Raw genomic sequence first — 25576 nt, 5'->3', positions numbered from 1 at the left:
ATTCCATTGTTGGTTTCACTTGAGACGGTGTCAATGCCTTTGTGTCGGGCCGTGTGGCGCGCCCTCCGCGCAGTCTGCGCGCGCAACGATTTGCGCAGGTCTGCGCGCGCAAAAGAAAAGCGGTGCGCAACATTCTGCACACCGCTTCGATACGGGCCTCGATGAGGCGCCGGTCAGGTGCGGAACAGGTCCTTGGAGATGCCCGCGGCCCGAAGCAGATAGTCCCGGCTTGCTTCCAACTCGCCGCGAAGCTGTTCCAGATCGCCGTCGAGCAGTGCGCCGCGCCATTTGCGGACCTTGCCGGCCACGAGCACAGTGTCGACGTTCGAGCGGTCCATCAGGGTGACGACGGCGCCCGGCGCGTGGTTGAGCGGGGCGACGTTGAGGCGGGTGGCGTCGAGCAGGACGATGTCGGCCTCCTTGCCGGGGGTCAAGCTGCCGGTCTTGGCGTCGAGCTTGAGCCCTCGCGCGCCTTCCAGCGTGGCGAAGCGCAGCACGTCGCGGGCCGACAAAAGCTTGGGATAGTCCTCGCCGGCCAGCGCGAGTTCGTTGGCGAATGCGCGCTGAAGCGTGATCGCCCCCCGCATCTGGGTGAAGGGATCGGCCGACATGGTGCATTCCACATCGGTCGAGAGCGAGGGCTGCAGGCCGTGATCGAGGGCGCGCTGCAGCGGCGGGATGCCGTGGCGCATGTGCATCTCGATCGGCACGGAGAGCGAGACATGCGCGCCGGCGTCGGCCGCCGCCTGCCAGCCGAGATCGCTCATGCCGGTCATATGGATGAAGATGTTGTCCGGACCGAACGTCCCGGCCTTCGCCAGCTCGTCGAACACCGGCGCCATGCCGAAGGTGCCGACCACGTGCAGTGCGATCGGAAGGTCCAGCTCGCGCCCGATGCGCCAGGCGCTTTCGTACATCGGCAGATAGATTTCGCCGCCCATGACCATCGTCAGGAGCTGATCGTCGGAGGCAAAATAGGTTTGTTTCAGACGGGCGGCGTCGTCGGGATATTTGGCCGCGTCTCCCCAGCCTTCGAAATAGCCGAACACGGAACGTCGGTCGGAGGCCTTGAGGGCGTCGACCGCGGCGTCGGAGTGTTCCGGCGAATGGTGGATCTGGGAGACGTCCATCACGGTGGTCACGCCGGTGTCGAGCTGGGCGAGCGCGCCGTAAAGCTCGCTGACATAGACGTCGTAGGGCCGGTACACCTGGGACAAGGTCTGCAGCATGCCCTCATAATAGTTGAGGGCGCTCTCCGGCCGGCCGTCGTTGATCAGGATCGCATCGGGCAACAGGCTGCGCAGCGCGGTTTCGAACTGATGATGGTGCGTGTCGATGAAGCCGGGCATCACCACCATGCCATCGGCCTCGATGATGGCGGCGTCGCCGGCGTCGAGATCGGGCCCGATCGCTTCGATTCGACGGCCGTTCAGGAGCACGTCGGCGCGCTCGAAATCGCCGACGGCCGGGTCCATCGACATCACCGTGCCGCCCCGGATCAGGGTTCGCCGCCCGTCGCGGCCGATGCCGTCCGGCAGCTCGCGCTGGCGAACCTTCGGCGACGGTTGCGCTCCGCCCGCCGACGGCGAGCCGTTTCCGGCCGCCATGGTGGCGTCCGATCCGTGCGCCGGCGCATGCCGCCGGCCGTTGCATGCCATGCACATGTCGTCCCTCCCCTCGTGTGGCACTCGCCCGACGTTGGTGCGGGCGTTCAGTCGTGATCGATGATGCGTTCGAGTACGGGATAGCGCTGGAACGTCTGCGCGATGCGGGCCGCCGCCTGCCGCAGCGGCAACAGGCGCTCCTCGACCAGCCGGTCCGCCGTCATGGCGCCGGAGTAGCCGGAGGTGTTGAGGGCGGCCACGGTCTGCCCGTCGCGCCCGCGGATCGGGACGGAGAGCGCCGTGATGCCGTAGTCGAGCTGGTCGACGGTAACGGCATAATGCTGCGCGCGGACGTTCGCGATCACCTCGCGCAGCTCGTCCTTGTCGACGATGGTGCGCTGCGTGAGCGCGACCGGCTCCATATTCTGCAGGAAGGCCTCCAGCCGGTCTTCCGGCAGGCCGGCCAGGATCACCTGACCCAGCGAGGTTGCCTGGGCGGGATAGCGCGCGCCGACGACGGCGCTCGGCCGGCGGGCGCGCTGCTCGGAATAGTGCGCGATATAGAGCACCTTCTGGCCGACCAGGGTCGCGACCGAAGAGGCGTCTCCGAACGTGCTGACGAAGTTGCGCAGCTCCGGCTGCAGCACCTCGTCCACGCGTGCGGAGAAGTAGAACGCCGAACCGAGGCTCATCACCTTCGGCCTCAGATGGAAGCGCTTTTCGGTCTGGCCGACGAATCCCAACGCTTTCAGCGTGATCAGGCTGCGCCGCGCGGCGGCGGGGCTGAGCCCGACCCGGCGCGCGATCTCCGAGAGCGTCATCTCCGCGTTGTCCGCTCCGAAACACTCCAGGATCGAGAGTCCCTTGGCGAGGGCTTCGACGAACTCGGGGGGACGTTCGTCCTGGTCCGGTTTCTGGAGCATGGGAGGTCTCCCGTCAGGCAGGCGCAAGCACGAAGTCGAAATAGACTTGGGCGTCCGGCTTGCGCTGGAGCTGGATATCGGCGTTGGCTGACGCGTCGTAGGGCTGGAGCTCGGTGATGAGCGATTTGCGTACGCCGAACACGGCGTCGTTGTCGATATATTCCGTGTTGGCGAAAAACAGCTCGGTGGTGATCGCCCGCATGCCCTCGGCACGGACGATGTAGTGCAGATGGGCGGCGCGCCAGGCATGCCGGTTGCCGGCGCGCAGGAGATCGCCCACGGGGCCGTCATAGGGCACGGTGTACGGCTTTGGCAGCACGGTCGTGTACCAGTAGTTGCCGTTCTCGTCTGCCCTGAAGATCCCGCGAAGGTCGTACTTGTCCTGGCCCTCCTCCTGGATCGGATAGGTGCCGCTGCCGTCGGCCTGCCAAGTGTCGATAACCGCGCCCGGAATCGGGTGACCGAGCGTGTCGCGCACCTGGCCGCGGCACAGCACCGACACGCCGGAGCGCGGTCCGGCCAGGTCGGCGCCAAGCGTCTTGTCCGGGGACTCGGGCAGGTAGAACGGACCCAGGTTGCTGCCCTCGGTCGCGCCGCCGCGCGTGTTGATCATGTCGACGATCGCCGAAAAGCCCAAGACGTCGGACAGAAGAATGAACTCGTGGCGATCCGGCGTTGAGATCTTTCCGCAGTCGTAGAGAAAATTCAGCGCCGCCATCCACTCGTCGTGGGTGAGGTTCGTCTCGCGAGCATAGGCGTGAACGTGGTCGATCAGCTTCTGAAGAAGCAGCTCTAAGCGCGAACCAGGCTCCGTCGCGAAGCTCTTCTTCACGGCTTCGGTGATGGTGAACTGATTGACGTCGGACATGGCTCCCTCCCGCTCGTCGGACGGCGCTTCGTCGTCGCCGGCCCCTACACTGCTTGACGGCAGGGTAAGCACAGCCCTATCCTTCGACAAGAGAAAAAAATTTCGGCATACGAAAGGTTTTGACGGAATGCGGATTGGAAAGCAGGACCAGGCCTTCACCGCCATTGCCACGTCCGACGCGGACTCGATCACGGTTCGCGGCAGCGATCTGTGCGACGAGCTGATCGGCCAGATCGGGTTCACCGATTATTTCTGGTTGTTGGTGACGGGAGAGCGGCCGAACGAGGTCCAGCGCCGGATCACCGACGCCTGCCTCGTGGCGATCGCGGAGCATGGTCTGGTGCCGAGCGTGCAGGCCGCCCGCATGACGCTCGCCGCCGGTCCCGACGCCTGGCAGGGCGCGATGTCGGCCGGACTGCTCGGCATGGGGTCGGTGGTTGCCGGCTCGTCGGAGGTGGCAGGCCGCTATCTGTTCGAGCTGGTGGAAGAGGCGCGCCAGAGCGGTGAGGATGCCGATGCGGTGGCGAAGGCGAGCCTGGAAGGCTTGAAGGCCAGCCGTTCGAAGGTCCCCGGTCTCGGTCATCCGCAACATGCCGCCGGCGATCCGCGCGCCAACGTGCTTCTGGAAATCGCCGATCGGGAGCGGATCGTCGGTCCTTATATCGGCATGCTGCGCACCCTCGGAGAGCACGCCCCGAAGATCATCGAGCGGCCGCTTCCCATCAACGTCTCCGGCGCGATCCCGGCCCTGATGCTGGACGCGGGCTGGCCGCATCAGGCGATGAAGGGCATCCCGCTGCTGGCGCGCACCGCCGGCCTGGTGGCGCACCTGTTCGAGGAAAGCCAGCGCTCGATCGGTTTCATCATGTCGAACAAGGCCGACCAGGCCATCGCCTATGATGGCCCGCTGTCCGACAAAGCCCGCAAGCGCGCTTGAGGGGGCGGACGATGACCAAGATCCTCAAGGACTTCCGCGTCGTCGAGCTCGGCACCTACATCACCGGACCGGCGGCCGGCATGCACCTGGCCGATCTCGGCGCCGATGTCGTCAAGGTCGAGCGGCCGGGCACCGGCGATCCCTTCCGGGCCTTCAAGGGCGGGCTCTACTCGCCTCACTACCAGACCTACAACCGCAACAAGCGCTCGATCGCGCTCGACACCAAGGATCCGGAGGATGCCGAGGTGTTCCGGTCGCTGATCGAAACCGCGGATGTCTTCATTCAGAATTTCCGTCCGGGCGTCGCGGAAAAGCTGGGCGCCGGCGAAGAGGATCTTCGCAAGATCAATCCGGGAATCATCTATTGCGCGATCACCGGGTTCGGGGCGTCGGGGCCGTACCGCGACCGGCCGGTGTTCGACACCGTCGCCCAGGCGGCGAGCGGCTATCTGCGGCTGTTGACCCCGCCGGATCGGCCGCGCGTCATCGGTCCGGCGATCGCCGATGCCATCACCGGCCAGTACGCGGCGATGGGAATTTGCGCCGCGCTCCTGGAGCGCTCCAAGACCGGGGAGGGGCGCCGGCTCGACATCTCCATGCTGGAGGCCATGAGCCACTTCAACCTGGACAGCTTCACCCACTATTTCTCCATGGGCGAGGTGATGGGTCCGATCAGCCGTCCGGAGGTGTCCCAATCCTATACCTTCGAATGCAGCGACGGAAAATGGATCGCCTTCCACCTGTCGTCGCCCACCAAGTTCTGGGACGGCCTTGTGCAAGCGCTGGATCGTCCGGAAATCGGCACGGACCCGCGCTTTTCGGAGCGTATGGAGCGCATCAAGCATCACGACGTCCTGATTGATGTGATGCGGCCGATTTTCCTGGAGCGCACGCGCGAGGAGTGGTGCGCGCAGCTGTGGGAGAACGAGGTGCCGCATTCGCCGGCCTACGATTCCGACGAGGCGCTGGACGATCCCCAGGCCCAGCATCTGGGCATCAAGATCTCCGCCGAACATGCGGAGATGGGAACCTTCACGACCGTGCGGGCGCCCTACGCGTTCGATGGGGAGGTGGATGCCGACATTCTGCCGCCGCCGACCCTGGACGAGCATGGCGCGGAGATCCGGGCCGAACTGGCCGGCCGCGGCAAGGCCGCCGGCTGAGGCGCCGGCGCCCGCAAACGCGAGGCGCAAGCAAGGGGGGAGAGGCGATGGGCGGACCGACATCGATCCCGGTTGCCGACGTCATGACGGCAAGTCGCGAGATGCTTCAAAAGCAGCTCTATGCCATCTTTACCCGACCGGCGAACGGGATAGGGCCTGTGCTGGAGCGGATGGAGGAGCATCTCGCCTTCCAGGTCAGCCTTGAAAAAGACGGCATCCTCTATGCCGCGGGCCCGATGTGGACCGACGCCGAGGATGCCTGGGAAGGCGAAGGGCTGGTGGTCGTGCGGGCCGGCTCGCGCGAGGAAGCGATCAAAATCGCCGAACGTGACCCGATGCATAAATCGGGCGCGCGCGCATTCACGGTCCGACCGTGGATGATCAACGAAGGCAGCGTGACGCTTCGGCTCGACTGTTCGAGCCAGACGTTCACGCTCATCTGACAATCGCAGAGGGAGGAACAGCAATGAAACGGTTGCAGCACTTTCAGGAAAAGTGGGGACCGGTTTTCCGTTCGAAATCGCGTCGAACCGACACCGCAGCGCCTCCGCGTGCGTCCGCGAGACGCGGAACGGCTCTGGCGGCGGCGCTGCTTATGGGCGCTTCGCTCGCGCCGACCAGCCTGTCGGCTCAGGAGACGATCAATCTCACCGTGGCGTCCAGCCACCCGCTGGTGATCCCGTGGGTCGGCATGATCAAGTCGGTGTTCATGGCGCGCACGGACGAGATCCTGGCGGAAACCGGCAACTACGAAATCAGCTGGAACGAAGCCTTCGGCGGCTCGCTCTACAAGGCGAACGCCACGCTCACCTCGGTGGAGGAAGGCATCACCGACATCGGCTGGGTGTTCTCGTTCCTGGAGGCCGCCAAGCTGCCGCTCAGCCAGGCGTCCAGCTACGCCCCTTTCGCCACCGCCAATCCGCCAGTGCAGCTTGACGTGATGGAAGAGCTGTTTGAGACCAACGACGCGTTCCGCAACGAGTGGGAGCAGTACAATCTCAAGGTCCTCGGCTTCACCGGGACGGATATGTACGACATCTACACCAAGGAGCCGATCGAGGGCATCGACGACATCGACGGCATGAAGCTGTCGGCGCCGGGCGTGCTCGGCACCTGGCTGCGCGGAACCGGGGCCAATGCCGTCGATGGTGCGCTGACGACCTTCTACACCGACATCCAGACCGGCGTGTCGGACGGCGTTCTGTCGCTGGCGCTGGGCGCGCTGCCGACCAAGCTCTACGAGGTCGCGCCCTATATCAGCCGCTTCGATGCCGGCGTTGCCTTCTCCGGCGCGGTCGCCATCAATCGCGATACCTGGGATTCGCTGCCCGAAGAGGTACAGAACGCGATGATCCAGGCGGGCAAGGACTACACCGAAGCCCACGGCAAGGACCTCCTGGAGCGTCACGAGGCGGCGATGGAGAAGATGGTCGAGCTCGGCGCCGACCAGGATCCGCCGGTGACTGTCACCGTGATGCCGGAAGAAGAGCGGGTGAAGTGGGTGAACAAGCTCCCCAACCTCGCCGGCGAATGGGCTGAGCCGCTGGAAGCCCAGGGCATTCCCGCCAACGAGTTCCTGGCCGCCTACATGGACGGGCTGCGCGAGCGCGGCGAAGAGCCGGCCCGCGACTGGGACGCCGAGTAGGGCCCGCCAGGCGGCGTCTCGCCCGATGTCTTCCACCCAAACCACGGCTCCCTCCGGCCCATCGGCCGGAGGGGCACCGAGCGCGGTCAGGCGAGCCTGGAACACCCTGGTGGACGGCTTCGCCGCGCTCGGCACGGTGCTGATCTGCGTGCTGATGCTGATCATCGCGAGCGACGTCGTCGCCCGCAACCTGGTCGGCGGGTCGCTGCCGCTCGTATCCGAGCTCGGCGCCCTGACGCTGGTGATGATCGTGTATCTTCAGCTCGGCACCACGATCCGCCACGATCGTCTTGCCCGTACGGAATTCCTGTTCGGGGCCCTGTGCGCCGCGCGTCCGCGCCTCGGCCAGCTTGTGGGCGCGCTCTACGATCTCATCGGCGCGGGGATCGTCGGCGCCATGGCCTGGGCCACCATCCATATCGTGGAGAAGGACCTGGCCTCCCATGAATTCATCGGAGTGACCGGCGTGCTGACCGTTCCGGTCTGGCCGTTTCGCGTCCTGATCCTTGCCGGTCTCACGATCGCGGCGTTGCAGTTTCTGCTTCAGACGGTCGACGCGCTTCGCGGGCGCGGTGCGGCGACGGCATCCAAGGACAAAACATGAGCGTGGAAATCGGAGGCATCGCGATTGCCGCGCTGGTGGTGTTGATCTTCCTCGGCCTACCGATCGGCATCAGCATGATGGTGGTTTCGTTCGTGGGTGTGGCCCTCATCCGCAACGACACGGTGGCGATGCGCATGCTCGGCCAGGTCGCCAACGACAGTCTGCGCGAATATCTGTTCGCGGTGGTGCCGCTGTTCGTGCTGATGGGGCTTTTGGTCACCGTCTCCGGCGTCGGCAAGGACACGTTCGACTTGTTCGAGCGGCTGATGCGCCGGCTGCGCGCCGGGCTCGGGATCGCCACCGTGTTCGCCAACGCCGTGTTCGCCTCCATCACCGGCATCTCGATCGCGTCCGCCTCGGTGTTCGCCCGTGTGGCCGTGCCGGAAATGACCCGCCACGGCTACGGCAAGGCGTTCTCCACCGGGGTGGTGGCCGGATCCTCGGTGCTGGGCATGCTGATTCCGCCCTCGCTGTTGATGATCGTTTACGCCGTGCTGGCCGAAGAGTCCGTCGGCCGCATGTTCCTGGCCGGCGTCGGGCCGGGCCTTCTGCTCGCGGTGATCTTTTCCGTCACCATTCTCCTGCTCGGCACGTTCCGCCGCAGCTTCGTGTTCGACCGGCCGGACGAGGAGACCGTGCCGGACCCGTTCGGCGCGTTGCAGACTTTGCGCCTGGCGGTGCCGATCGTCTCTCTCGTCCTGCTCGTGCTGGGCGGGCTTTATGGCGGCTTTCTGAACCCGACCGAAGCCGGCGCCGTGGGTGCGCTCGGCGCGCTGGCGATCGCCCTCCTGCGCCGTTCGTTGACGCCGCGGGTGTTCTGGAACCTCCTGGTGGAGACCGGGCAGATCACCGTTTCGGTGCTGTTTCTGATTGTCGCCGCCACCTTCTTCAGCCGGATGCTGGCGATGTCCGGCTTGCCGAACTGGCTCGCCGAGACCTTGCTCGACGGCTCGCTCGGCCATCTCGGCTTTCTGATCGTCTATCTGGCGCTGGTGATCGTGTTGGGCTGCCTGATCGATTCCATCTCGATCATGCTGATCCTGCTGCCGATTGCCCTCCCGGTCGCGGAAGCGGCGCATTTCGATCTGATCTGGTTCGGGGTCCTGACCGTGGTTGCGGTCGAAACCGGGCTTTTGACGCCGCCCTTCGGGCTGTCGGTCTATACCATCAAGTCGGCGCTTCAGGACGATGAGCTGACCGTCGGCAATATCTTTCGCGGCGCCTTTCCGTTCGTGCTTGCGATGATTGCCGCGTTGGCCATTCTGATAGCGGTCCCGTCGATCGCGACCTGGCTGGCACGCGCGTGACGTCGGCCAAACGAAGACTCAATCCAAAAAACTGCGGAGGACATCCCCATCATGACCACCCAGGCAACGCTGCTCCCGACGTCGCTGGTCGGCTCCTATTGCCAGCCGGACTGGCTGATCGACCGCGCGAAGCTCGGCATGCGCTTTCCGCCGCGGGTGCGCGCGAACGAGCTTTGGCGGGTCGCTCCGGAATGGCTCGAGGAGGCGCAGAACGACGCCACGCTGCTTGCGATCCGCGACCAGGAGCGGGCCGGGCTCGACATCATCACCGATGGGGAGGAGCGGCGCGAGAGCTATTCCAACCGGTTCGCCACCGCGCTCGAAAATGTCGATATCGACAATCCCGGCACCGCGCTCGACCGTAGCGGCCATCCCAACCCCGTGCCCCGCGTCGTCGGCCGCATCAGCCGCAAGCATCCCGTCGAGGTCGAGGATATGAAATTCCTCAGGGCCAACACCGACCGGATGACCAAGATCACGGTGCCGGGTCCGTTCACCATGGCCCAGCAGGCCCAGAACGACTTCTATGAAAGCGAACGGGAGATGGCGCTCGACTATGCGGCCGCCGTCAACGAGGAGATCAAGGATCTGTTTGCGGCCGGCGCCGATATCGTGCAGGTCGACGAGCCCTACATGCAGGCCCGCGCCGAAAAGGCGCGCGAGTACGGCATCGAAGTCCTGAACCGTGCGCTCGACGGCGTGACCGGTACGACCGCGGTCCATATCTGCTTCGGCTATGCCGCGATTATTCACGAGCGGCCGGAGGGATACTCCTTCCTGCCGGAGTTCGAGGGGTCGTCGGTCAAGCAGGTGTCGATCGAGACGGCCCAGTCGAACCTCGACTGCACTATCCTGGAAAGCCTGCCCGACAAGGACATCATCCTGGGCGTTCTGGACCTGTCGACGAACGAGATCGAAACGCCGGAAACGGTGGCCGCGCGCATTCGCCGGGCGCTGCCCCACGTCGATGCCAAGCGCATCACGGTGGCGCCGGACTGCGGGCTGAAATATCTGCCGCGCGACGTCGCCTTCGGCAAGATGAAGGCGATGGTCGACGGCGCCGCAATCGTGCGGAAGGAAGTGGGATAAGGCACACCCCAGGAGAAGCGGGAACCGGTTTTCCGGTTGCCGCAAAAAATGGAACGGCCGGGGAGCCGTCCCATTCGTTCTTTTGCGGATCTCGCCTGAGCGTCAGGCGGCGCGGACGCTGGTCAGGAACCGCTCGACTTCGGCCCGCAACGCATTGGCGTCGCGGTTCACCGTTTCCGCCGAACCGGTCACGTCGTTGGCGGCCATCTTGGTTTCGCCGGCGGCTTCGGAGACGCTGACGATGTTGTCGGTCACGTCCTGGGTCCCGCGCGAGGCCTGCTCGATGTTGCGGGTGATCTCCCCGGTGGCGGCGCCTTGCTCCTCGACCGCGGCGGCAATCGCCGAGGCGATGGCGTTCATCTCCTCCACCGTCTTCACGATGGAATCCACCGCGTTCACGGAGACCTGGGTCTCGGCCTGAATCGCCAGGATCTGGTCGGTGATTTCCTTGGTCGCCTTCGAGGTCTGGCTGGCGAGCTCTTTCACCTCGGCCGCGACCACGGTGAAGCCCTTGCCCGCCTCGCCGGCGCGGGCGGCCTCGATCGTCGCGTTGAGGGCGAGCAGGTTGGTCTGCTCGGCGATCGCCGCGATGATGCTCACGACCTGGCCGATGCTTTCGGCCGCGGCGGCGAGCCCCTGGATCTGCTTGTTGGTCTTGGTCGCCTCGGTTACCGCCAGGGAGGCGATGTCCGACGACTTGGACACCTGCGATCCGATTTCGCGGATGGAGGCGGAGAGCTCTTCGGTTGCCGAGGCGACGTTCTGGACGTTGGCGGACGCCTGCTGGGCGGCGGTGGCCACGTTCGCGGAGCGCTGGTTGGTGCCGTCGGCCATGTCGGCCATGGCCCGGGCGTTCTGCTCCATCGCTCCGGCTGACGACGTGACCGCACCCAGAAGCTTTGCGGCGCTCTCGTCGAATCGATGGGTCAGTTGCTCGATCCGAAGCGCGCGCTCCTCGCGAACCTTCTGCTCGGCGGCCTGCGCTTCGGAGAGGGTTCGTGCCTCGATCATGCTCTCGCGGAACACTTCGGCGGTCGACGCCATCTGGCCGATTTCGTCGTGGCGGCCGGCACCGGGGATTGCCGCATCCATATCGCCGTTGGCCAGGCGGCCCAGCGCGGCGGTGATGGACGCGATCGGCCGCGTGATGCTGTTGGAAAGAAACAGCGCGCCGCCCGCGATCAGGAGAAACAGCGGGACCGTCCACATCAGCGTGTTGATCGCCTTGCGCCAGATCGCGGCATAAAGGTCGTCGACATAAAGCGCCGAAGCCACGACCCAATTCCAGGGCGCGAACGCCATCGAATAGGCGATTTTCGGCGAGGGCGTCGTCTCTCCCAGGCGCGGGTAGGCGTAGCTGATGAAGCCGCCGCCGGCCCTGCCCGCCTCGATGATGTCCTTGCTGAACGCGTTTTTGACCGGATCGGCCTTCCAGGTGTTCTGGCCCTCGACCTTGTCGCTCGGATGAGCAACGGACAGGCCGTAATTTTCCGGGCTGTAGTCGCTGGCGAAGACGTAATCGTTGTTGCCGTAGCGGATCGAGCGCAAGGTGAGCCGGGCGGCTTCCTGTGCTTCCGCCTCAGATATCTTGCCGGCCTCCGCCTGCTTTGCCAGCGACGCCACGATGCTATAGGCGCTTTCGACCTGGTTTTTGACCATCTGGCGGCGGTCCGCCATCATCTGATCCGAAATGGCCTTGAAGTTCAGTCCAAGAATGACTGCAAATATGAGAAGTGCTCCGCCCACGAGCAAAAGCATTTTCTGCCGAATTGACATGTCTGAGATCCGATTTTCTGCTTCGCGTCCATCCAGGCAAGCTCCTCATTCAGGAGCAGGCGCCATGGGGTGCGCGAACGAAGGTGACTAAACTCCGGCTTTTCCGGTGGTGATCGATCCGGCGTGCGAACGCTCGCCACCGGCCGCGTTGCGAAAGCGGGTCGCCAAGATGCGGACCGGCAAACGCGGACGTGGCCTTTGGAGACTTTGCCGCACGCTCATAAGTGGTGGAGCCAGAAGCTTGCGCTGAGCTTGTCTGGGGCGGCGACGGACGCAGCGACATGTCGGCGCTGAGGGGAGCGGCCGTAGGGTCAGGACCCGTAAATCCGGAGGTCATGGGAGGAGGCGATTTGGTCGAATCCACCGATCGGCCCGCGTTCGGCAGGTGCCGAATGCGGACGAGCCGATCGGAGCTTTCAGCGTCGAGCATCTTATCGGCGCGCCGTCGGCGCGCAGGATGCTCGATGAGCGAGAGCTTAGGAAACCCCGGCGGTTTTGCCGTTCCGGCCTCTTCGAGGGGCCAGCTCTTGAGATGCCGCAGTCGGGCAAATCGATCCTGACCCTAGCTTTGAGCGATCGCGTCGATCATCTTTCGCGATCGGCTTCGAATGCCGGTCGTGAGCATGACGGCCGCGCCGAGGAGCACCGCGAGGCAGGTGTAGACGATTGCGCCGACCGGGCCAAAGACTTCGACGGTCGCGCCGCCGATGATAGCGCCGACGGCGATCGAGATCTGGAAGCTCGAAGCCTGCAGAGCGCCGACGCTTTCCGCATGATCCGGTGCCGCTTCGGCGTTCCAGGTCGCGATGGCTACCGAAAAGGCGCCGAACGCGAACCCCCATATGGCGGTCGCGGCGATGGCGACGAACGGCGCGGAAACCACCAGCGCGAGCGAGGTAGTTGCCAACATGAGGAAAACCGACGAGCCAGCGGCACACAAGAACGCGCTGCGCGCGGCCAAGGCGCCGCCAACGATGCTTCCGACGACACCACTTATGCCGAACGCGAAAAGCGCCAGGGATATGCTGTCGATTTCCAGCCGGGAAAGCTGTTCCAGGATGGGGCGGATATAGGTGAAGCTGGCAAATTGGCCCGAAAGCACAAGGAAGATCGTCGCGAGGCCGGCGACCACGGAACCGCGTGCCACGACGGTGCGGAACGACGCAAGTTTAAGAGCCTGAGCCGCAGGAAGCCGAGGCAAGGTCGCGACTTGCGCGATCAGGGCCGCAAGTCCCAGGACCGCGGCCGCGAAAAAGGTGCCGCGCCAGCCGACGATTTCGCCAAGATAGGCGCCGGCGGAGGGCGCCACCACGCTTGCGGCTGACACACCCGTCAAAATCATCGACATGGCGCGCGCTACCTGATGGGTGGGCACGAGCCGAAGCGCGAGCGCCGTAACCAGCGCCCACGTTCCGCCGAGCGCCAGCCCAAGCAGCACGCGCCCGATTAGAAACTGCCACAAGCCGCCGGCGACCGCCGAAATAACGCAGGAGACGGCGAGGACAGCGGCAAGGCTCCAAACCAGCAAGCGCCGGTCGAAGCGCCCCGATCCCAAGATGACGAGCGGGCTCGCGAGCGCGGCGGTCGTCGCCGTCACCGTCACCGCTTGTCCCGCCGCTCCGATCGAAATGTTCAGGTCCGCCGCGATGGGCGTCAGCAGACTGATCGGCAAAAGCTCGGCCGTCACCAGGCTGAACATTGCGAAGGAGACGGAGAGGACCGCGGGCCAGGATGCGGTCGACGGTTCGGCTTGAGCGGTTGAATATGCCATGGAAGGTTCCTGAACGGGCCGCGACCCCGAATTCGGTCCGCCAGCAGATATTACAAGCGATTGCTTGTTTTATTTTCAGGTACCAGTGTGGCGGCGCCGGAGTCAAGTCGCCGCATCCCTTGGGGCGATCAAGCCGCTAGGGTCTAAGTTCCTGTTTCAAAACGCTTTCGGATGGCCAATCGGTTTCCACTTGGCCTGGAGATGCGAAAGCCTTTACCGATCAGGTGGATACGCCTGACCGGTTAGAAATGGCCCCAGCTTCAATATCTTGAGCAATTCCTTTTCGTTCAGACTGAATCAGTCTGAACGGGGAATGTTCACCAGGTGCGCGAACGGTCGGCGCGCCGCGTCTGCCTTGGCGAAGCCGGCGATGTCATCGGCGTAGCTCTGGGTGAGGTCCAGGTCGTCCCAGCCATTCAGCAGCTTCTTGCGCGAGATCGGGTCGATTTCGAAACTGGTCCGGATCTCGCCGGCCGTGATTTCCTGTGTTTCCAGGTCGACGGTGATCTCTCGAAGCCCGCCTGCGATCGCGGCCAGGATCGCCTCGCCGTCCGCCTCCGGCACGCGGGCCGGCAGCAGGCCGTTGTTGACGGCGTTGTTGGCGAAGATGTCGCCGAAGGTGGGGGCGATTACCGTGCGGAAGCCGGCATCGACCAGCGCGTAGACCGCCGCCTCCCGCGACGAGCCGCCACCGAAATTGCGCTGCGCGACCAGGATCTCGGCGCCCGCGCGATCGGGGTCGTTGATCGGGAAGGCGGGATCGAGGTCGCCGGCGTCGTCGCGGCGGCGGTCGTAGAGCAGGAAGTCGCCATATCCTTCCGAGCGCGGCCGGCTCATGAAGCGGGCCGGAATGAGCTGGTCGGTGTCCACGCCCATGAAGGGCAGCGGGCAGGCGAGCGCGGTCAGGCGGGTGAACGGGCGCATCACACGGTCTCCCGAAGCAGGGTGCGGACATCTGCGAGATGGCCGGTGACGGCGGCAGCCGCCACCATTGCCGGCGACATCAAATGGGTGCGCGCGCCCTTGCCTTGGCGCCCCTTGAAGTTGCGGTTGGTGGTGGACGCGCAGCGCTCGCCGGCGGCCACGAGATCGCCGTTCATGCCGACGCACATGGAGCAGCCGGACTCCACCCAGTCCAGGCCGGCGGCGGTGAAGATCTCCGCCAGGCCCTCCTCTTCCGCCTGCCGCTTGATCTGGGAGGACCCGGGCGATACCAGGCCCGGCACCCGGGCCTTGCGGCCGGCGAGAATGGCGGCGGCGGCGCGCAGGTCCTCGATGCGGCTGTTGGTGCACGAGCCGATGAAGACGCGGTCGACGGCGACGTCGGTCAGCTTTTGGCCGGGGACCAGTCCCATATAGCCTACTGCCTCGCGGGCATGGGCGGCACGGGCGGGATCGGCGATGCGGTTCGGATCGGGCACCGTTTCCGTCACCGGCAGCGCGTCTTCCGGGCTGATGCCCCAGGTCACGATCGGCACCACCTCGCCGCCATCGAGCACGATCTCCCGGTCGAACGCGGCGTCGGGGTCGGAGGGAAGCGTGCGCCAGTAGGACATCGCGCGTTCCAGTGCCTCGCCCGCCGGCGCGAACGGACGTCCGGCCAGATAGGCGAAGGTGGTGTCGTCCGGCGCAATCATGCCGCAGCGGCCGCCGCTCTCGATGGAGAGATTGCAGAGCGTCAGGCGACCTTCCATCGAGAGCGCCTCCACGGTGGAGCCGGCGAATTCGATGGCATGGCCATGGGCGCCGTCGGCACCGATGCGCGCGATGATGGTGAGCGCCAGGTCCTTGGCGGTCGCGCCCGGCGCCATGGCCCCGTCGACACGGATCTTCAGGCGCTTGGGCTGGCGCTGCCAAAGCGTCTGGGTGAGCAGCACATGGGCGACCTCCGAGGCGCCGATGCCGAAGGCCAGCGCGCCGAACGCTCCATGGGTGGAGGTGTGGCTGTCGCCACAGACCATGCTGAGGCCCGGCAGCGTCAGCCCCTGTTCGGGCCCGACCACATGAACGATCCCCTGGCGGGGATCGTCGAGACCGAACAGGCGGACGCCGTTTGCGGCGCAATTGTCGGAAAGCCGGGCGACCATGTCCGCGACGGCGTGGTCGACGGCCGAGAGGTCGCGGGTGCGGGTCGGCACATAGTGATCGGCGACCCCGAAGGTCAGCTCGGGATGGGCCACCTTCGCACCGCGCTCGGCGATCTTGCGAAAGGCGTGGTGGGAGCCTTCGTGCACGAAATGGCGGTCGATCCACAACAGCGCCGCGCCGTCCTCGCGGGTCGCCACCACGTGGTCGTCCCAGACCTTGTCGAACAGGGTCTTCGGCGCATCGCTGGCAGAGGTGTGGGAAACCATCCTCGGTCCCTCAATCGATCGGCGGAGCGGGTGATCGCTCCGCTCGTTCTTGTTTCAGGTTTGTATCAAAGATGGGACCGGAGCTTGGACGGGGCAAGCGTTGGCAGTCGGTCGCGATCACCGCCTCCGAGGTCCTCCACGGCTTGGTTTCCATTTGCGGGATCTGTATTAAATAAGATACAAGATATGTGTGTGGATTTGTGCGTCGCACCGGCGCCGGCCTGGTCCGGAGTGGAGCGATCGGTCTGGTGGATGGGACAAGCTTGTGCCATGGTTTTTCAAGACTTTTCGCCAGCGCCGGGCCGCAAGACGGGGTCCGTCGCACGGCTATGGAAACAGGAAATGAGCATAGGGTCGTTGACCTATGCTGTCATCTGTTTAAAACAGATTGTTAGGTTATTCCTGGACCTGACGGGGTGGGTGAGCGCACCTTTGCGGCAGTGGGATCCGTCCGCGTTGCATCGGTGATCCGCCGGAAAATGGCGATGTCCGGACCCGCCGCTTCGGCCGCATGCCGGCTCTCTCGACAACAGGGTCCTCCCGCAGGATAGGGCAACATGGCGAACGACGAGACAGACCGGTGCCGCGGGCAAGACAAGAAGGACAGCTCCCGATGACCTTGCGCGAACGCCTCCACCGCGACGGGCCGATCGTCGCCCCTGGCGTCTACGATGCGCTGACCGCCTCGATCGCCACCGACGCCGGGTTCGAGGCGCTTTATCTCTCCGGTGCCGCGATCGCCTATACGCGGCTCGGCCGTCCCGACATCGGTCTGGTCTCCATGTCGGAAGTGGCCGATCAGATCGCGCTGGTGCGTGACCGGGTCGCCACGCCCCTGATCGTCGATGCCGACACCGGCTACGGCAATGCGCTCAACGTGGAGCGCACCGTGCGGGTGTTCGAGCGCATGGGCGCGAGCGCGATCCAGCTTGAGGATCAGACGCTGCCCAAGCGCTGCGGCCATTTGAAGGACAAGAGCGTGATCCCGGCCGCGGAAATGATCGGCAAGATCAAGGCGGCCGTCGACGCGCGCCAGAGCGAGGAGACGCTGATCGTCGCTCGCACCGACGCGCTCGCCACCGAGGGGCCGGACAAGGCGATCGAACGCGCCCGCCGCTATGCAGAGGCCGGCGCCGACGTCCTGTTCGTGGAGGCGCCGACCTCCCAGCGCCAGCTCGGCGAGATCTCCGAGGCGCTCGGCGGGCTCCGGCCGCTTCTGGCCAACATGGTCGAAGGCGGGGCCACGCCGATCAGCTCCGCCACCGATCTCGGCAACCTCGGCTTCAAGATCGTGATCTTTCCCGGCGGCATCGCCCGCGCGCTCGCCCGCGCCGCCGGCGACTACTATGCCTCGCTCGCCACGCATGGCAGCAATTCGCCGTTCCGCGATCGCATGTACGACTTTGCCGCGCTTAACGAGGTGATCGGAACGCCGGAGATGCTCGCCCGCGGAAAAGCCTACGAACGGGCCGCGGACAAGGGCTCCGGCTCGAATGCCGAGGATGCGGCATGAGCGACGCGGCGGCTTTTCTCGATCCGGTCACGCTCGCCGTTCTGAAGGGCCGGCTGGAGCAGATCGTCGACGAAATGGACGCGACGCTCTATCGCTCCGCGTTCAATCCGACCATCGCCGAGGCCAAGGATGCCTGTCACGGCATCTACGATCCGGTCGACGGCGGCACGCTGGTGCAGGGTTCCGGCGGGCTTCCGATCTTCGTCGGCGCCATGGCGTTCGCCGTGAAGGCCGTGATCGACAAGGTCGCCAAGGAGGGCGGCCTGGAGGAGGGCGATACCTTCCTCTTCAACGATCCCTATGACGGCGGCACCCATCTGAACGACTTCCGGCTGGTGCGTCCGATCTTCCGCGACGGCGAATTGTTCTGCTGGATGGCCTCGGTCGGCCATTGGCTCGACATCGGCGGCAACGTGCCGGGCGGCTACAATCCGAAGGCGGTGGAAAGCTTTCAGGAAGGTGTCCGCATTCCGCCGGTGAAACTGTTTTCCGCCGGCAAGCTCAACGGCGACATCATCGGCATTCTGGAGGCGAACTCCCGGGTTCCGACCTCCAACTGGGGCGATCTGAACGCCCAGCTCAACGCGCTGGATCTCGGCGAGCGCCGGCTGAAGGATCTGCTCGACGAGTACGGCGACGGCACCATCGCCACCGCCTTCGACGCCTACTCCGATCGGGCCGAGGCGATGATGCGGGCCGCGATCCGGGCGATCCCGGACGGCACCTATTCGTTCGAGGACGTGCTCGACAACGACGGCATCACCGACGACATGCTGACGGTCGCCCTCGACGCCGTGGTGTCGGGCGAAGAGATGACGCTGGACTTCTCGCGCTCGTCGCCGGCCTGCCACGGGCCAATCAATATCTCGCGTTCGACCACCGTTGCCGCCTGCTATGTCGCGCTGAAGCACGTCTTCACCGACGTGCCGGCCAATGCCGGCTGTCTGCGCCCGATCGACGTGAAGATCGTCGATGGCTCGCTCCTTGGGGCCGGGCCGCCGAAGCCGGTGGCGGGCTACACCGAGACCATCCTGCGGCTGATCGGCGTCGTGTTCGGCGCGCTGGCCAAGGCGGATCCGAACCGGGCCCTTGGCGGTCCGTTCGGCACGATCAACGCGCTCTCGATCGCCGGCCACCGCACCGACGGCAGCCGCTGGGTGCTGTTCTCCTTCTTCGGCGGCGGCCTCGGCGGCAGCCCGGTCAGCGACGGCCTCAACCACGCCAACAACCCGATCTCGACGGCCACGATCCCGCCGATCGAGATCCTGGAAGCCGCCTATCCGGTGATCTTCCGCCAGTGGGCGCTCAGGCCGGATTCCGCCGGGCCCGGCGTTCACCGAGGCGGCGTCGGCGCGGTCTACGAGATCGAGACCATGACGCCGGCCGACGTCTCCCTGCTGGGCGAGCGCGGCAAGGCGGCCCCGTTCGGTGTTGCCGGTGGCGGACCCGCGGCACTGAACCGATTTGGCTGGACCACCGAGCAGGGCATGGTCTCGCCGCCCAACGTCTCCAAGATCACCGGCGTCCATATCGACAAGGGCGGGCGCGTCCGGCTGGAAACTCCCGGCGGCGGCGGCTGGGGCGATCCGCACCAACGCGATCCCGACCGGGTCGCGCGCGATGTGCGGCTCGGCTTCGTGAGCCTGGAGGCGGCCCGCGAGATCTACGGCGTCGTGCTGGACGGCGAGGGCATTGTGGACCGCGACGCGACGCAACGACTGCGCAACGAGGAGGTCGCGTGAGCGCTCTTGGGACCATCGTGGGTGTCGATGTTGGCGGCACCTTCACCGATCTCTTCTATTTCGACGAGGAAAGCCGGGCGTTCCGCACCGCCAAGGTGCCGTCCAATCGCGGCGACGAAGCTGCCGGCTTCCTGGCCGGGCTGACCGCGTTCGGGGCGGTTTCCAAGCTCGATTCCATCGTTCACGGCACCACGGTCGGCACCAACGCGCTGCTGGAGCGCAAGGGCGCCAAGGTCGGTCTGATCACCACCGAGGGCTTCCGCGACGTTTTGGAAATGCGCCGCCGCGATCGCCGCCAGACCTGGGGGCTGACCGGCGACTTCGTGCCCGTGGTCGAGCGCGACTTCCGCGTGGAAGTGGCCGAACGCACGCTCTCCGACGGCACGGTGCTGACGCCGGTCGATCCGGGCGAAGTCCAAAGGGTGGCGAAGGCGCTACTGGACGCCGGCGCCCAGGCCATCGCCATCGTGTTCGTCAACGCCTACGCCAATTCGGCCAACGAAGACGCGGCGTTGGCAGCGGCACGCGAGGTTTGGCCGAACGACTATATCGGCTGCTCCTCCGCGATCCTGCCTGAGATCCGCGAGTTCGAGCGCACCTCGACGGCCGCCCTCAACGCCTATCTGCAGCCTGTGGTCGGCTCCTATCTGGCCAAGCTGGAAGCCGCCCTGGCGTCGGAATCCTTCGACGGTCGCTTCCACATCGTGCAGTCGAACGGCGGCGTGATGTCGACGGAGACCGCGCGCAAGCTGCCGGCCCGCACCGCGCTGTCCGGCCCGGCGGCGGGCGTGATCGCGGCCGCGGCCATTGCCGAGGCCGCGGGCTTTCCCGACGTCATCACCGGCGATCTCGGCGGCACCTCGTTCGACGCCTCGCTGATCGTCGGCGGCAAGACCGCGCTGGCGGCTCAGACCACCATCGATTTCGGCCTCGTCATTCGCAATCCGATGATCGAGATCGTGACTATCGGCGCCGGCGGCGGCTCGATTGCCCATGTGGATGCCGGCGGTTTGCTGCAGGTCGGGCCGGAAAGCGCGGGTTCGCGCCCGGGACCGGTCTGCTATGGCGCCGGCAACGACCGGCCGACATTGACCGATGCCAACGTAGTGCTCGGCCGCATCAATGCCGACAAGCCGATCGGCGGTCAGCTCGACCGGCTGGACGTGGAAGCGGCCAAGGCGGCGATCGCCAAGCACGTGGGCGATCCGCTGGGCATCGACGCGATGGCCGCGGCCGAAGCGATCGTCCGCGTCGCCAACTCCAAGATGGCCGGCGCGCTGCGGCTGATGTCGATCGAGCGTGGCCACGACCCCACGCGCTTCGCCGCGGTTCCCTTTGGCGGTGGCGGCGCGCTCCATGCCGGCGCGCTGATTAAGGACGTCGGGCTGAAGGCCGCGCTGGTTCCGCGCTATCCGGGCGTCACGTCCGCGCTCGGCTGCGTGATCGCCGACATTCGCCACGACCAGGTCCAGACCCTGAACCTGCCGCTGACCGGCATCGATGCCGCAGCGCTCGACGCACGCATGGTCGAAGAGGCGGTAAAGGCCAAGGCGGTGGTGGAGAACGCCCATCTCGCGGTGGAGCGCATCGACATCGTGTTCGAGCTCGACATGCACTATGTCGGCCAGACCCATACGCTGGCGGTGCCGTTGCCGGTAACGGTGGAAAACGGCACCACCGGGATCGACGAGGCGATCATCGCCAAGGCGTTCGAGACCGCCTACCAGGCAAGCTTCAGCCGGCTTCTGTCCGGCGTGCCGATGCGCATCGTCAATCTGCGCACGGCGGCGATCGGCGTCCGGCCGAGTTTCGACCTCGCCGCCCTTGCGCCTTCGGCGGAAGGAACGATCGCGGACGCGCAGATGGGCACCCGCTCGGTCTGGTTCGACGGCGCCTACCACGACACCGTGATCTACGACCGGCTCGCACTGCCGGTCGAGGCGGTGGTGGAGGGCCCGGCGATCCTGGAGCAGGCGGATGCCACCACCGTGGTCGATCCCGACCTGAAGGCGCGGATCGATCGGTTCGGCAATCTGATCGTCGAGCGCAAATCATGACCGTGGCCATGGACAAGACGGCGCTGCTGTTCGCCGACCTGCAGAACGACTTCATCCATCCGGACGGCGCTTACGGGCGCGCCGGGCAGAGCGCGCCGGAAATCGCGGTCTTGCCCGGTCGGTTGAAGCCGCTCGCGGACCTCGTCCGCGACAAGGGCGGCTGGATCGTCTCGACCCAGTTCACGCTGGTGCCCGGGCGGGGCGGCGAGCCCATCATCGCGCCGCACCTCAAGAAGATCCGCCCCTTCCTGGCCAAGGGCGATTTCGCGCCGGGAAGCTGGGGCAACCAGCTCGTCGACGAGCTCGGTCCGGCGGACTTCTGCGTGGAGAAGGTGGCCTATTCCGCCTTTTACATGAGCCGGTTGGAGTGGGTGCTGCGCAAGGCGGGCATCGAGCGGCTTCTGGTCGCTGGCATCGTCACCAACGGCGGTGTCGCCACCACCTTCCGCGATGCCCATGTGCGCGAGTTCGATGCGATCCTGATCGAAGACGGTTGCGCGGCCTTCTCGGTGGAAACCCACATCACCGCCGTCGAGGCGCTGAGGCCGGTGGGACGGATCGCGACGGTTGCGGAGATGATGGCGGAGCTCGGTTGAGGCATGGCGGGATCGGAGCGCGATCGGTTGGACGTCGGGTCGCCGATGATCTTCATCGTCTATAATGTCGGCGAACATGCGGTCGACGCCGGTTACGAGCCTTGGCTGAAAGAGACCGACAATCCTTTCTTCAACGCCATTCCGGGCGTCCGTCACTACGCCAACTGGAAGCTGGTGGCGCCCAATCCGGCTCCGTTCGGGTGGTTCGACTTCATGGCGCTCGACGCTCACGACAGCCTTGAGCGCGTCTGGTTCAATCCGGACCTCGATCGCTTCCGCTCCGAATGGGTCCGGCTTTGGGGATATGGCCCGGCGCCGCACGAGATGATCCGCTTCAGCTACTGGTGCACCTGCCGGCGCTCCGATGTCAGCTTGGCCGCCGACGGGGGCTGGCTCGTGCTTGGCAAGGGCGCGGCGCCGGGGGACATCGACGTGGTGTGGACCGTCGACGGATCGCTCTCCAAGCATTTCGCCGGGGTCGAACGCGCCGACGATTGGCTGATGCCGGCGGAAAAGCGCAATCCCCTCGGCTACGACTGGGTCGGCTTTTCGCTGTCGGAACCCGCCCCGATCGCGGACGGGCTGGTGCTCGCCACCACCTGCACGGCGCGGCCCTGACTTCGGGTGGTGAGTAAAAAGGGTTGTGATTTCAGAAGTTTGGCTGGCCGTCGGGCGCCTCGAACGGCGCTCGCGTGGCTGGTTGAAGCGATCAATTTTAGCGTGTCTCGCTCATCCGCGCTATATGTGCGGGTTGACGGGGCATGTCTGGCAACTCATACAGCTTGCCCGTTCAGACAGGCCTGGGAAACGCGACCGTGCGGCTGGCGACCGATCCCCTTAAAACGCAGAAGGTCTATCTTCTGCTCCGAGATCAGATCATGACGGGCGACCTCGCCTCCGGCACTCGCTTGCCGGGCGAGCCGACGCTTGCGCAGGATTTCGACGTTTCGCGCGTGACCGTGCGTCGGGCGCTGGCGCGGCTCGCCGAGGAGGGGCTGGTGGAACGCCGGCCCGGCGCGGGTACGTTCGTGCGCGGTCAGGAGCCGAAGGTTCGCACCCTCATCACCGATGTGGCGAACGTGTTTTCCCATCTGATCGAGATGGGCCGCTCCACCGATGTCCGCCTGTTGTCGTTCGAATATATGCGGCCACCGAACATCGTGCGCGACGCGCTCGATCTGGCCGCCGACGAGCAGGTGCAGCGTTCGATCCGCGTGCGGCTGGTGGACGGCACGCCCTTCTCCTACCTCACGGCCTATGTGCCGGAGCGGATCGGCCGGGTCTATTCCGAGCAGGATCTGGCGCAGATGCCGCTGCTGGAGCTGATGGAGCGCACCGGGCTTCGCTCGGAATTCGCGCGCCAGGAAATCAGCGCCGTGCTGGCGGGACCGGAGGTCGCCGAGGCGCTCGGGATCGATGTCGGCGCACCGCTGGTGTCGCTGAGCCGGGTCGTCTACGGCCAGGACGGCGACGGGATGGAGTATCTCTCCGCCCTCTACCGGCCGGACCGCTACACCTTGCAGATGGATCTGGTTCGCACCGCCGGCAGCTCCGGACCGCATTGGCGGCCAAGCGAGCAGACCGCACGCACGCGTCCCGGCCGGCGCTCGCGCACGACCGCGTCGGCGAAGAAAACATGATGGCGCCTGCGGCGTCCGACGATCACTTTCCGACGAAGCGGGGCGGGCGCTTTTCGGCGAAGGCTGCGCGGCCTTCCGCATAGTCGGCGCTCTGATTGGCGATTTCGGCGAACCGCAGGATCTCTTCGGAAGGCCGATAGCGGCCGGCGATCTCCGACAGTGCCGCCTTTGCCGCCGCGATCGTGAGCGGCGCCCGGGCCGCGATGATGCCGGCCAGCGCGTCGGCGGCGAGGCGCACCTCGCCCTGGGTGGCGAGTTTGTGGACGGCACCGATCTGGTGGGCGCGGTCGGCAGTCATGCGTTCTCCGAGAAACAGGAGTTCGCGGGTCGCCGCATCGCCGAACACGCGGACCAGCCGCGCCACGCCGCGCGGATCGTAGCCGATCCCGAGCCGGGCAGGGGGCACGGCGAAGAAGGCGGCTTCCTCCGCCACCCGGAAGTCACAGGCGGCCGCAAGAGCCGCACCCGCCCCCATGCAGGGGCCGGCCACCGCCGCGATCACCGGCTTCGGCATCGCTTCCAGTGCGGCCAGCGCATCTTCCAGAAGATCGTCATAGGCGCCGGCGCCGCTTCCGCTGCGGCCGGTGTCGAAGCCGGCGATATCGGCGCCGGCCGAGAAGGTGCCGTCGGCACCCTCCACGATCACGCAGCGGATCGCCGGATCATCGGCCACCTCGCCGGCGACGCGGAGCAGCTCACGCCACATATCGGCGGAGATCGCGTTGCGCTTGCCTGGATTGGAGAGGGTGAGGCGCGCCGCCCCGTCGTCATGATCGAACTCGATGCTGCCGGTCATCTCGCGCGCTCCTCTCGTGCCCCGCCCCGCGGGTGGCGGGCTTCGTCGCGGCAAAGGAGTGACCGGTTCGCGCGCCAAGGGCAAGCGTCTGCTGTGCGCAGTCGTTGCGCGAACTCAGCGCTTCCACGCCAAGTGGAACCCGGTTGGCCGTTCGGAAAAGGCTTTCGGAAAAATGCGCAACGCTACATTTGCGCGCTGCGCACCTCATTTGCGCAAAAGACCGGGTGCGTAAAAGACCGGGACGTTGCGTCCGGTCAGCTTCCGCTGGAGCGCTGCTTGCGGCGGTCCGGCACCGGCTGGTAGGCAACCCGGGCATGGGCGCTGCAATAAGGCTGTCCGGGGGTGGACTCCCGGCCGCAGAAGGCGAAGTCGGAGGAGCCGGGATCGCCCATCGGCCAGCGGCAGGTGTGCTCGTTGAGCTCCATCAGCGTCTTGCGCTCGCCGAACGGCACCACGTCGGCCTGGCCGACCGGCGCGGGCTGGGTGGCGACTTCGCTCTCCACCACGAGCTTCAAGGCGGTGTTGCCGACCACGCGGGTGGCGCGGGCCACCGTGGCGGCGTTGCCACCACCACCGGATCCGCCACCGCTGCCGCCGGCCGCTACCCGGGGCGTCGGCTTCGACGTCGCCGGCCGCTGCTTGCGCGGGCGGGGCTGAGCGGCCGTCTTGGCTCGGCCCGAAAGACCGAGACGGTGGATCTTGCCGATCACCGCATTGCGGCTGACCCCGCCAAGCTGGGTCGCGATCTGACTCGCGCTCAGTCCTTCCGACCAGAGCTTCTGCAGAAGCGAGACCCGCTCATCGGTCCAGGACGCCGTCGTCTCCTCACCCATTTCGAGACCTCCGTCTGTGGTTCACAGAATCCGTCGGCGCCGCGCGGACGGGCCGCGCACCTGCGCTCTCGGGGCTGAGGGGTGGGTTCTGCACGATATCTCGTGCCTCGATAGGAAAGAGACTACAACATCGCGAGAATCTCTGACAAGATTCAGCTGGACTCGACGCTGTGGACTGATTCGGTTTTCCCCAACCGATTTTCGTCTCCGATCGCAAGCCCGATTGCGGCTCGGACATTGACACATGGCGTCGTTCGCCGAATATACAACGTTCCGTCGTGCCGCCCCTTCTGGCGGCACGATTTGTTTTTCGGGCGCTGTACGACGAATTCGTCATCCAAATCGCCATCAACCATCG

General features: G+C 66.0%; 22 protein-coding genes. 13 read left to right on the top strand and 9 right to left on the bottom strand.

The features are described 5' to 3' along the window. Positions 1 to 173 precede the first annotated feature (173 nt). Genes HNS03_RS01170 through HNS03_RS01160 form a run of 3 tightly spaced genes read right to left on the bottom strand, consistent with a single transcriptional unit; the run spans position 174 to position 3395 of the window. A complete protein-coding gene (locus HNS03_RS01170; RefSeq protein WP_367192456.1) occupies positions 174 to 1664 on the bottom strand; it encodes an amidohydrolase family protein in 1491 nt (496 codons plus the stop codon). A 47-nt stretch (positions 1665 to 1711) separates the two neighbouring features. Beyond that, entirely contained in the window at positions 1712 to 2527 is an 816-nt protein-coding gene (locus HNS03_RS01165) for an IclR family transcriptional regulator C-terminal domain-containing protein (protein WP_367192455.1), read from the bottom strand. Positions 2528 to 2540: 13 nt separating this feature from the next. After that, complete coding sequence (locus tag HNS03_RS01160; protein ID WP_367192454.1) at positions 2541 to 3395, bottom strand: dioxygenase; 855 nt, start codon at positions 3393 to 3395, stop codon at positions 2541 to 2543. 127 nt (positions 3396 to 3522) lie between these two features. Here HNS03_RS01160 and HNS03_RS01155 point away from each other — a divergent pair, with 127 nt between their 5' ends. The 7 genes from HNS03_RS01155 (at position 3523) to HNS03_RS01125 (ending at position 10140) form a co-directional block, all read left to right on the top strand. Beyond that, entirely contained in the window at positions 3523 to 4332 is an 810-nt protein-coding gene (locus HNS03_RS01155; RefSeq protein WP_367192453.1) for a citryl-CoA lyase, read from the top strand. Positions 4333 to 4343: 11 nt separating this feature from the next. Next, complete coding sequence (locus HNS03_RS01150; protein WP_367192452.1) at positions 4344 to 5495, top strand: CaiB/BaiF CoA transferase family protein; 1152 nt, start codon at positions 4344 to 4346, stop codon at positions 5493 to 5495. 47 nt (positions 5496 to 5542) lie between these two features. Beyond that, positions 5543 to 5938, top strand: coding sequence for a YciI family protein (locus HNS03_RS01145; protein ID WP_367192450.1), 396 nt, complete (start codon positions 5543 to 5545; stop codon positions 5936 to 5938). A 152-nt stretch (positions 5939 to 6090) separates the two neighbouring features. Then, positions 6091 to 7140, top strand: coding sequence for a C4-dicarboxylate TRAP transporter substrate-binding protein (locus HNS03_RS01140; RefSeq protein WP_367192449.1), 1050 nt, complete (start codon positions 6091 to 6093; stop codon positions 7138 to 7140). A gap of 25 nt (positions 7141 to 7165) precedes the next feature. Next, on the top strand, positions 7166 to 7744 hold the full coding sequence (locus HNS03_RS01135) for a TRAP transporter small permease subunit (protein WP_367192447.1): 579 nt from the start codon (positions 7166 to 7168) through the stop codon (positions 7742 to 7744). Then, entirely contained in the window at positions 7741 to 9051 is a 1311-nt protein-coding gene (locus HNS03_RS01130) for a TRAP transporter large permease (RefSeq protein ID WP_367192446.1), read from the top strand. Before HNS03_RS01135 ends, HNS03_RS01130 begins: the two co-directional genes overlap by 4 nt. Before the next feature lie 51 nt (positions 9052 to 9102). Then, a complete protein-coding gene (locus HNS03_RS01125; protein WP_367192445.1) occupies positions 9103 to 10140 on the top strand; it encodes a 5-methyltetrahydropteroyltriglutamate--homocysteine methyltransferase in 1038 nt (345 codons plus the stop codon). Positions 10141 to 10242: 102 nt separating this feature from the next. On the opposite strand, the gene HNS03_RS01120 is transcribed toward HNS03_RS01125, so the two are convergent. The 4 genes from HNS03_RS01120 to leuC form a co-directional block, all read right to left on the bottom strand. Beyond that, positions 10243 to 11817 carry a methyl-accepting chemotaxis protein gene (locus HNS03_RS01120; protein ID WP_367192444.1) on the bottom strand — a complete coding sequence of 525 codons (1575 nt, stop codon included), beginning with the start codon at positions 11815 to 11817 and terminating at the stop codon, positions 10243 to 10245. A 661-nt stretch (positions 11818 to 12478) separates the two neighbouring features. Beyond that, entirely contained in the window at positions 12479 to 13687 is a 1209-nt protein-coding gene (locus HNS03_RS01115) for an MFS transporter (RefSeq protein ID WP_367192443.1), read from the bottom strand. A 297-nt stretch (positions 13688 to 13984) separates the two neighbouring features. Next, on the bottom strand, positions 13985 to 14611 hold the full coding sequence (gene leuD, locus HNS03_RS01110; protein WP_367192442.1) for a 3-isopropylmalate dehydratase small subunit: 627 nt from the start codon (positions 14609 to 14611) through the stop codon (positions 13985 to 13987). After that, positions 14611 to 16041, bottom strand: a complete 1431-nt coding sequence (gene leuC / locus HNS03_RS01105; protein WP_367192441.1) for a 3-isopropylmalate dehydratase large subunit — start codon at positions 16039 to 16041, stop codon at positions 14611 to 14613. The genes leuD and leuC overlap by 1 nt, the downstream gene beginning before the upstream one ends. 613 nt (positions 16042 to 16654) lie before the next feature. On the opposite strand from leuC, the gene HNS03_RS01100 reads away from it, so the two are divergent. From HNS03_RS01100 to HNS03_RS01075, 6 genes are all read left to right on the top strand, one after another. After that, positions 16655 to 17554 (top strand): oxaloacetate decarboxylase, encoded by a 900-nt coding sequence (locus tag HNS03_RS01100; protein ID WP_367192440.1) that lies wholly within the window; start codon positions 16655 to 16657, stop codon positions 17552 to 17554. Further along, positions 17551 to 19296, top strand: coding sequence for a hydantoinase B/oxoprolinase family protein (locus HNS03_RS01095; RefSeq protein ID WP_367192438.1), 1746 nt, complete (start codon positions 17551 to 17553; stop codon positions 19294 to 19296). The genes HNS03_RS01100 and HNS03_RS01095 overlap by 4 nt, the downstream gene beginning before the upstream one ends. Further along, positions 19293 to 21353, top strand: a complete 2061-nt coding sequence (locus HNS03_RS01090) for a hydantoinase/oxoprolinase family protein (RefSeq protein ID WP_367192436.1) — start codon at positions 19293 to 19295, stop codon at positions 21351 to 21353. The genes HNS03_RS01095 and HNS03_RS01090 overlap by 4 nt, the downstream gene beginning before the upstream one ends. After that, positions 21350 to 21949: a cysteine hydrolase gene (locus HNS03_RS01085; RefSeq protein ID WP_367192435.1), complete on the top strand. Its 600-nt coding sequence runs from the start codon at positions 21350 to 21352 to the stop codon at positions 21947 to 21949. The genes HNS03_RS01090 and HNS03_RS01085 overlap by 4 nt, the downstream gene beginning before the upstream one ends. Before the next feature lie 3 nt (positions 21950 to 21952). Beyond that, entirely contained in the window at positions 21953 to 22567 is a 615-nt protein-coding gene (locus HNS03_RS01080; RefSeq protein WP_367192433.1) for a hypothetical protein, read from the top strand. Between the two features lie 197 nt (positions 22568 to 22764). Then, on the top strand, positions 22765 to 23589 hold the full coding sequence (locus HNS03_RS01075) for a GntR family transcriptional regulator (protein ID WP_367192432.1): 825 nt from the start codon (positions 22765 to 22767) through the stop codon (positions 23587 to 23589). A 22-nt stretch (positions 23590 to 23611) separates the two neighbouring features. On the opposite strand, the gene HNS03_RS01070 is transcribed toward HNS03_RS01075, so the two are convergent. Together HNS03_RS01070 and HNS03_RS01065 are read right to left on the bottom strand one after the other, a co-directional pair. Beyond that, a complete protein-coding gene (locus tag HNS03_RS01070) occupies positions 23612 to 24385 on the bottom strand; it encodes an enoyl-CoA hydratase/isomerase family protein (protein ID WP_367192430.1) in 774 nt (257 codons plus the stop codon). Positions 24386 to 24639: 254 nt separating this feature from the next. After that, positions 24640 to 25218 carry a GcrA family cell cycle regulator gene (locus HNS03_RS01065; protein WP_367192428.1) on the bottom strand — a complete coding sequence of 193 codons (579 nt, stop codon included), beginning with the start codon at positions 25216 to 25218 and terminating at the stop codon, positions 24640 to 24642. Between the last annotated feature and the right edge of the window lie 358 nt (positions 25219 to 25576).

The organism is Amorphus sp. 3PC139-8, assembly GCF_040750475.1.
GTDB lineage: Bacteria > Pseudomonadota > Alphaproteobacteria > Rhizobiales > Amorphaceae > Amorphus.
Note: the sequence above shows the minus strand (reverse complement) of the source record. Positions and strands in the feature narration are given on the sequence as shown.

Excerpts from the sequence above, each read along its gene's own strand:
- HNS03_RS01170 (WP_367192456.1), bottom strand. The coding sequence starts at position 1,664 with ATGTGCATGGCATGCAACGGCCGGCGGCATGCGCCGGCGCACGGATCG.
- HNS03_RS01165 (WP_367192455.1), bottom strand. The coding sequence starts at position 2,527 with ATGCTCCAGAAACCGGACCAGGACGAACGTCCCCCCGAGTTCGTCGAA.
- HNS03_RS01160 (WP_367192454.1), bottom strand. The coding sequence starts at position 3,395 with ATGTCCGACGTCAATCAGTTCACCATCACCGAAGCCGTGAAGAAGAGC.
- HNS03_RS01155 (WP_367192453.1), top strand. The coding sequence starts at position 3,523 with ATGCGGATTGGAAAGCAGGACCAGGCCTTCACCGCCATTGCCACGTCC.
- HNS03_RS01150 (WP_367192452.1), top strand. The coding sequence starts at position 4,344 with ATGACCAAGATCCTCAAGGACTTCCGCGTCGTCGAGCTCGGCACCTAC.
- HNS03_RS01145 (WP_367192450.1), top strand. The coding sequence starts at position 5,543 with ATGGGCGGACCGACATCGATCCCGGTTGCCGACGTCATGACGGCAAGT.
- HNS03_RS01140 (WP_367192449.1), top strand. The coding sequence starts at position 6,091 with ATGGGCGCTTCGCTCGCGCCGACCAGCCTGTCGGCTCAGGAGACGATC.
- HNS03_RS01135 (WP_367192447.1), top strand. The coding sequence starts at position 7,166 with ATGTCTTCCACCCAAACCACGGCTCCCTCCGGCCCATCGGCCGGAGGG.
- HNS03_RS01130 (WP_367192446.1), top strand. The coding sequence starts at position 7,741 with ATGAGCGTGGAAATCGGAGGCATCGCGATTGCCGCGCTGGTGGTGTTG.
- HNS03_RS01125 (WP_367192445.1), top strand. The coding sequence starts at position 9,103 with ATGACCACCCAGGCAACGCTGCTCCCGACGTCGCTGGTCGGCTCCTAT.
- HNS03_RS01120 (WP_367192444.1), bottom strand. The coding sequence starts at position 11,817 with ATGGCGGACCGCCGCCAGATGGTCAAAAACCAGGTCGAAAGCGCCTAT.
- HNS03_RS01115 (WP_367192443.1), bottom strand. The coding sequence starts at position 13,687 with ATGGCATATTCAACCGCTCAAGCCGAACCGTCGACCGCATCCTGGCCC.
- leuD (WP_367192442.1), bottom strand. The coding sequence starts at position 14,611 with ATGCGCCCGTTCACCCGCCTGACCGCGCTCGCCTGCCCGCTGCCCTTC.
- leuC (WP_367192441.1), bottom strand. The coding sequence starts at position 16,041 with ATGGTTTCCCACACCTCTGCCAGCGATGCGCCGAAGACCCTGTTCGAC.
- HNS03_RS01100 (WP_367192440.1), top strand. The coding sequence starts at position 16,655 with ATGACCTTGCGCGAACGCCTCCACCGCGACGGGCCGATCGTCGCCCCT.
- HNS03_RS01095 (WP_367192438.1), top strand. The coding sequence starts at position 17,551 with ATGAGCGACGCGGCGGCTTTTCTCGATCCGGTCACGCTCGCCGTTCTG.
- HNS03_RS01085 (WP_367192435.1), top strand. The coding sequence starts at position 21,350 with ATGACCGTGGCCATGGACAAGACGGCGCTGCTGTTCGCCGACCTGCAG.
- HNS03_RS01080 (WP_367192433.1), top strand. The coding sequence starts at position 21,953 with ATGGCGGGATCGGAGCGCGATCGGTTGGACGTCGGGTCGCCGATGATC.
- HNS03_RS01070 (WP_367192430.1), bottom strand. The coding sequence starts at position 24,385 with ATGACCGGCAGCATCGAGTTCGATCATGACGACGGGGCGGCGCGCCTC.
- HNS03_RS01065 (WP_367192428.1), bottom strand. The coding sequence starts at position 25,218 with ATGGGTGAGGAGACGACGGCGTCCTGGACCGATGAGCGGGTCTCGCTT.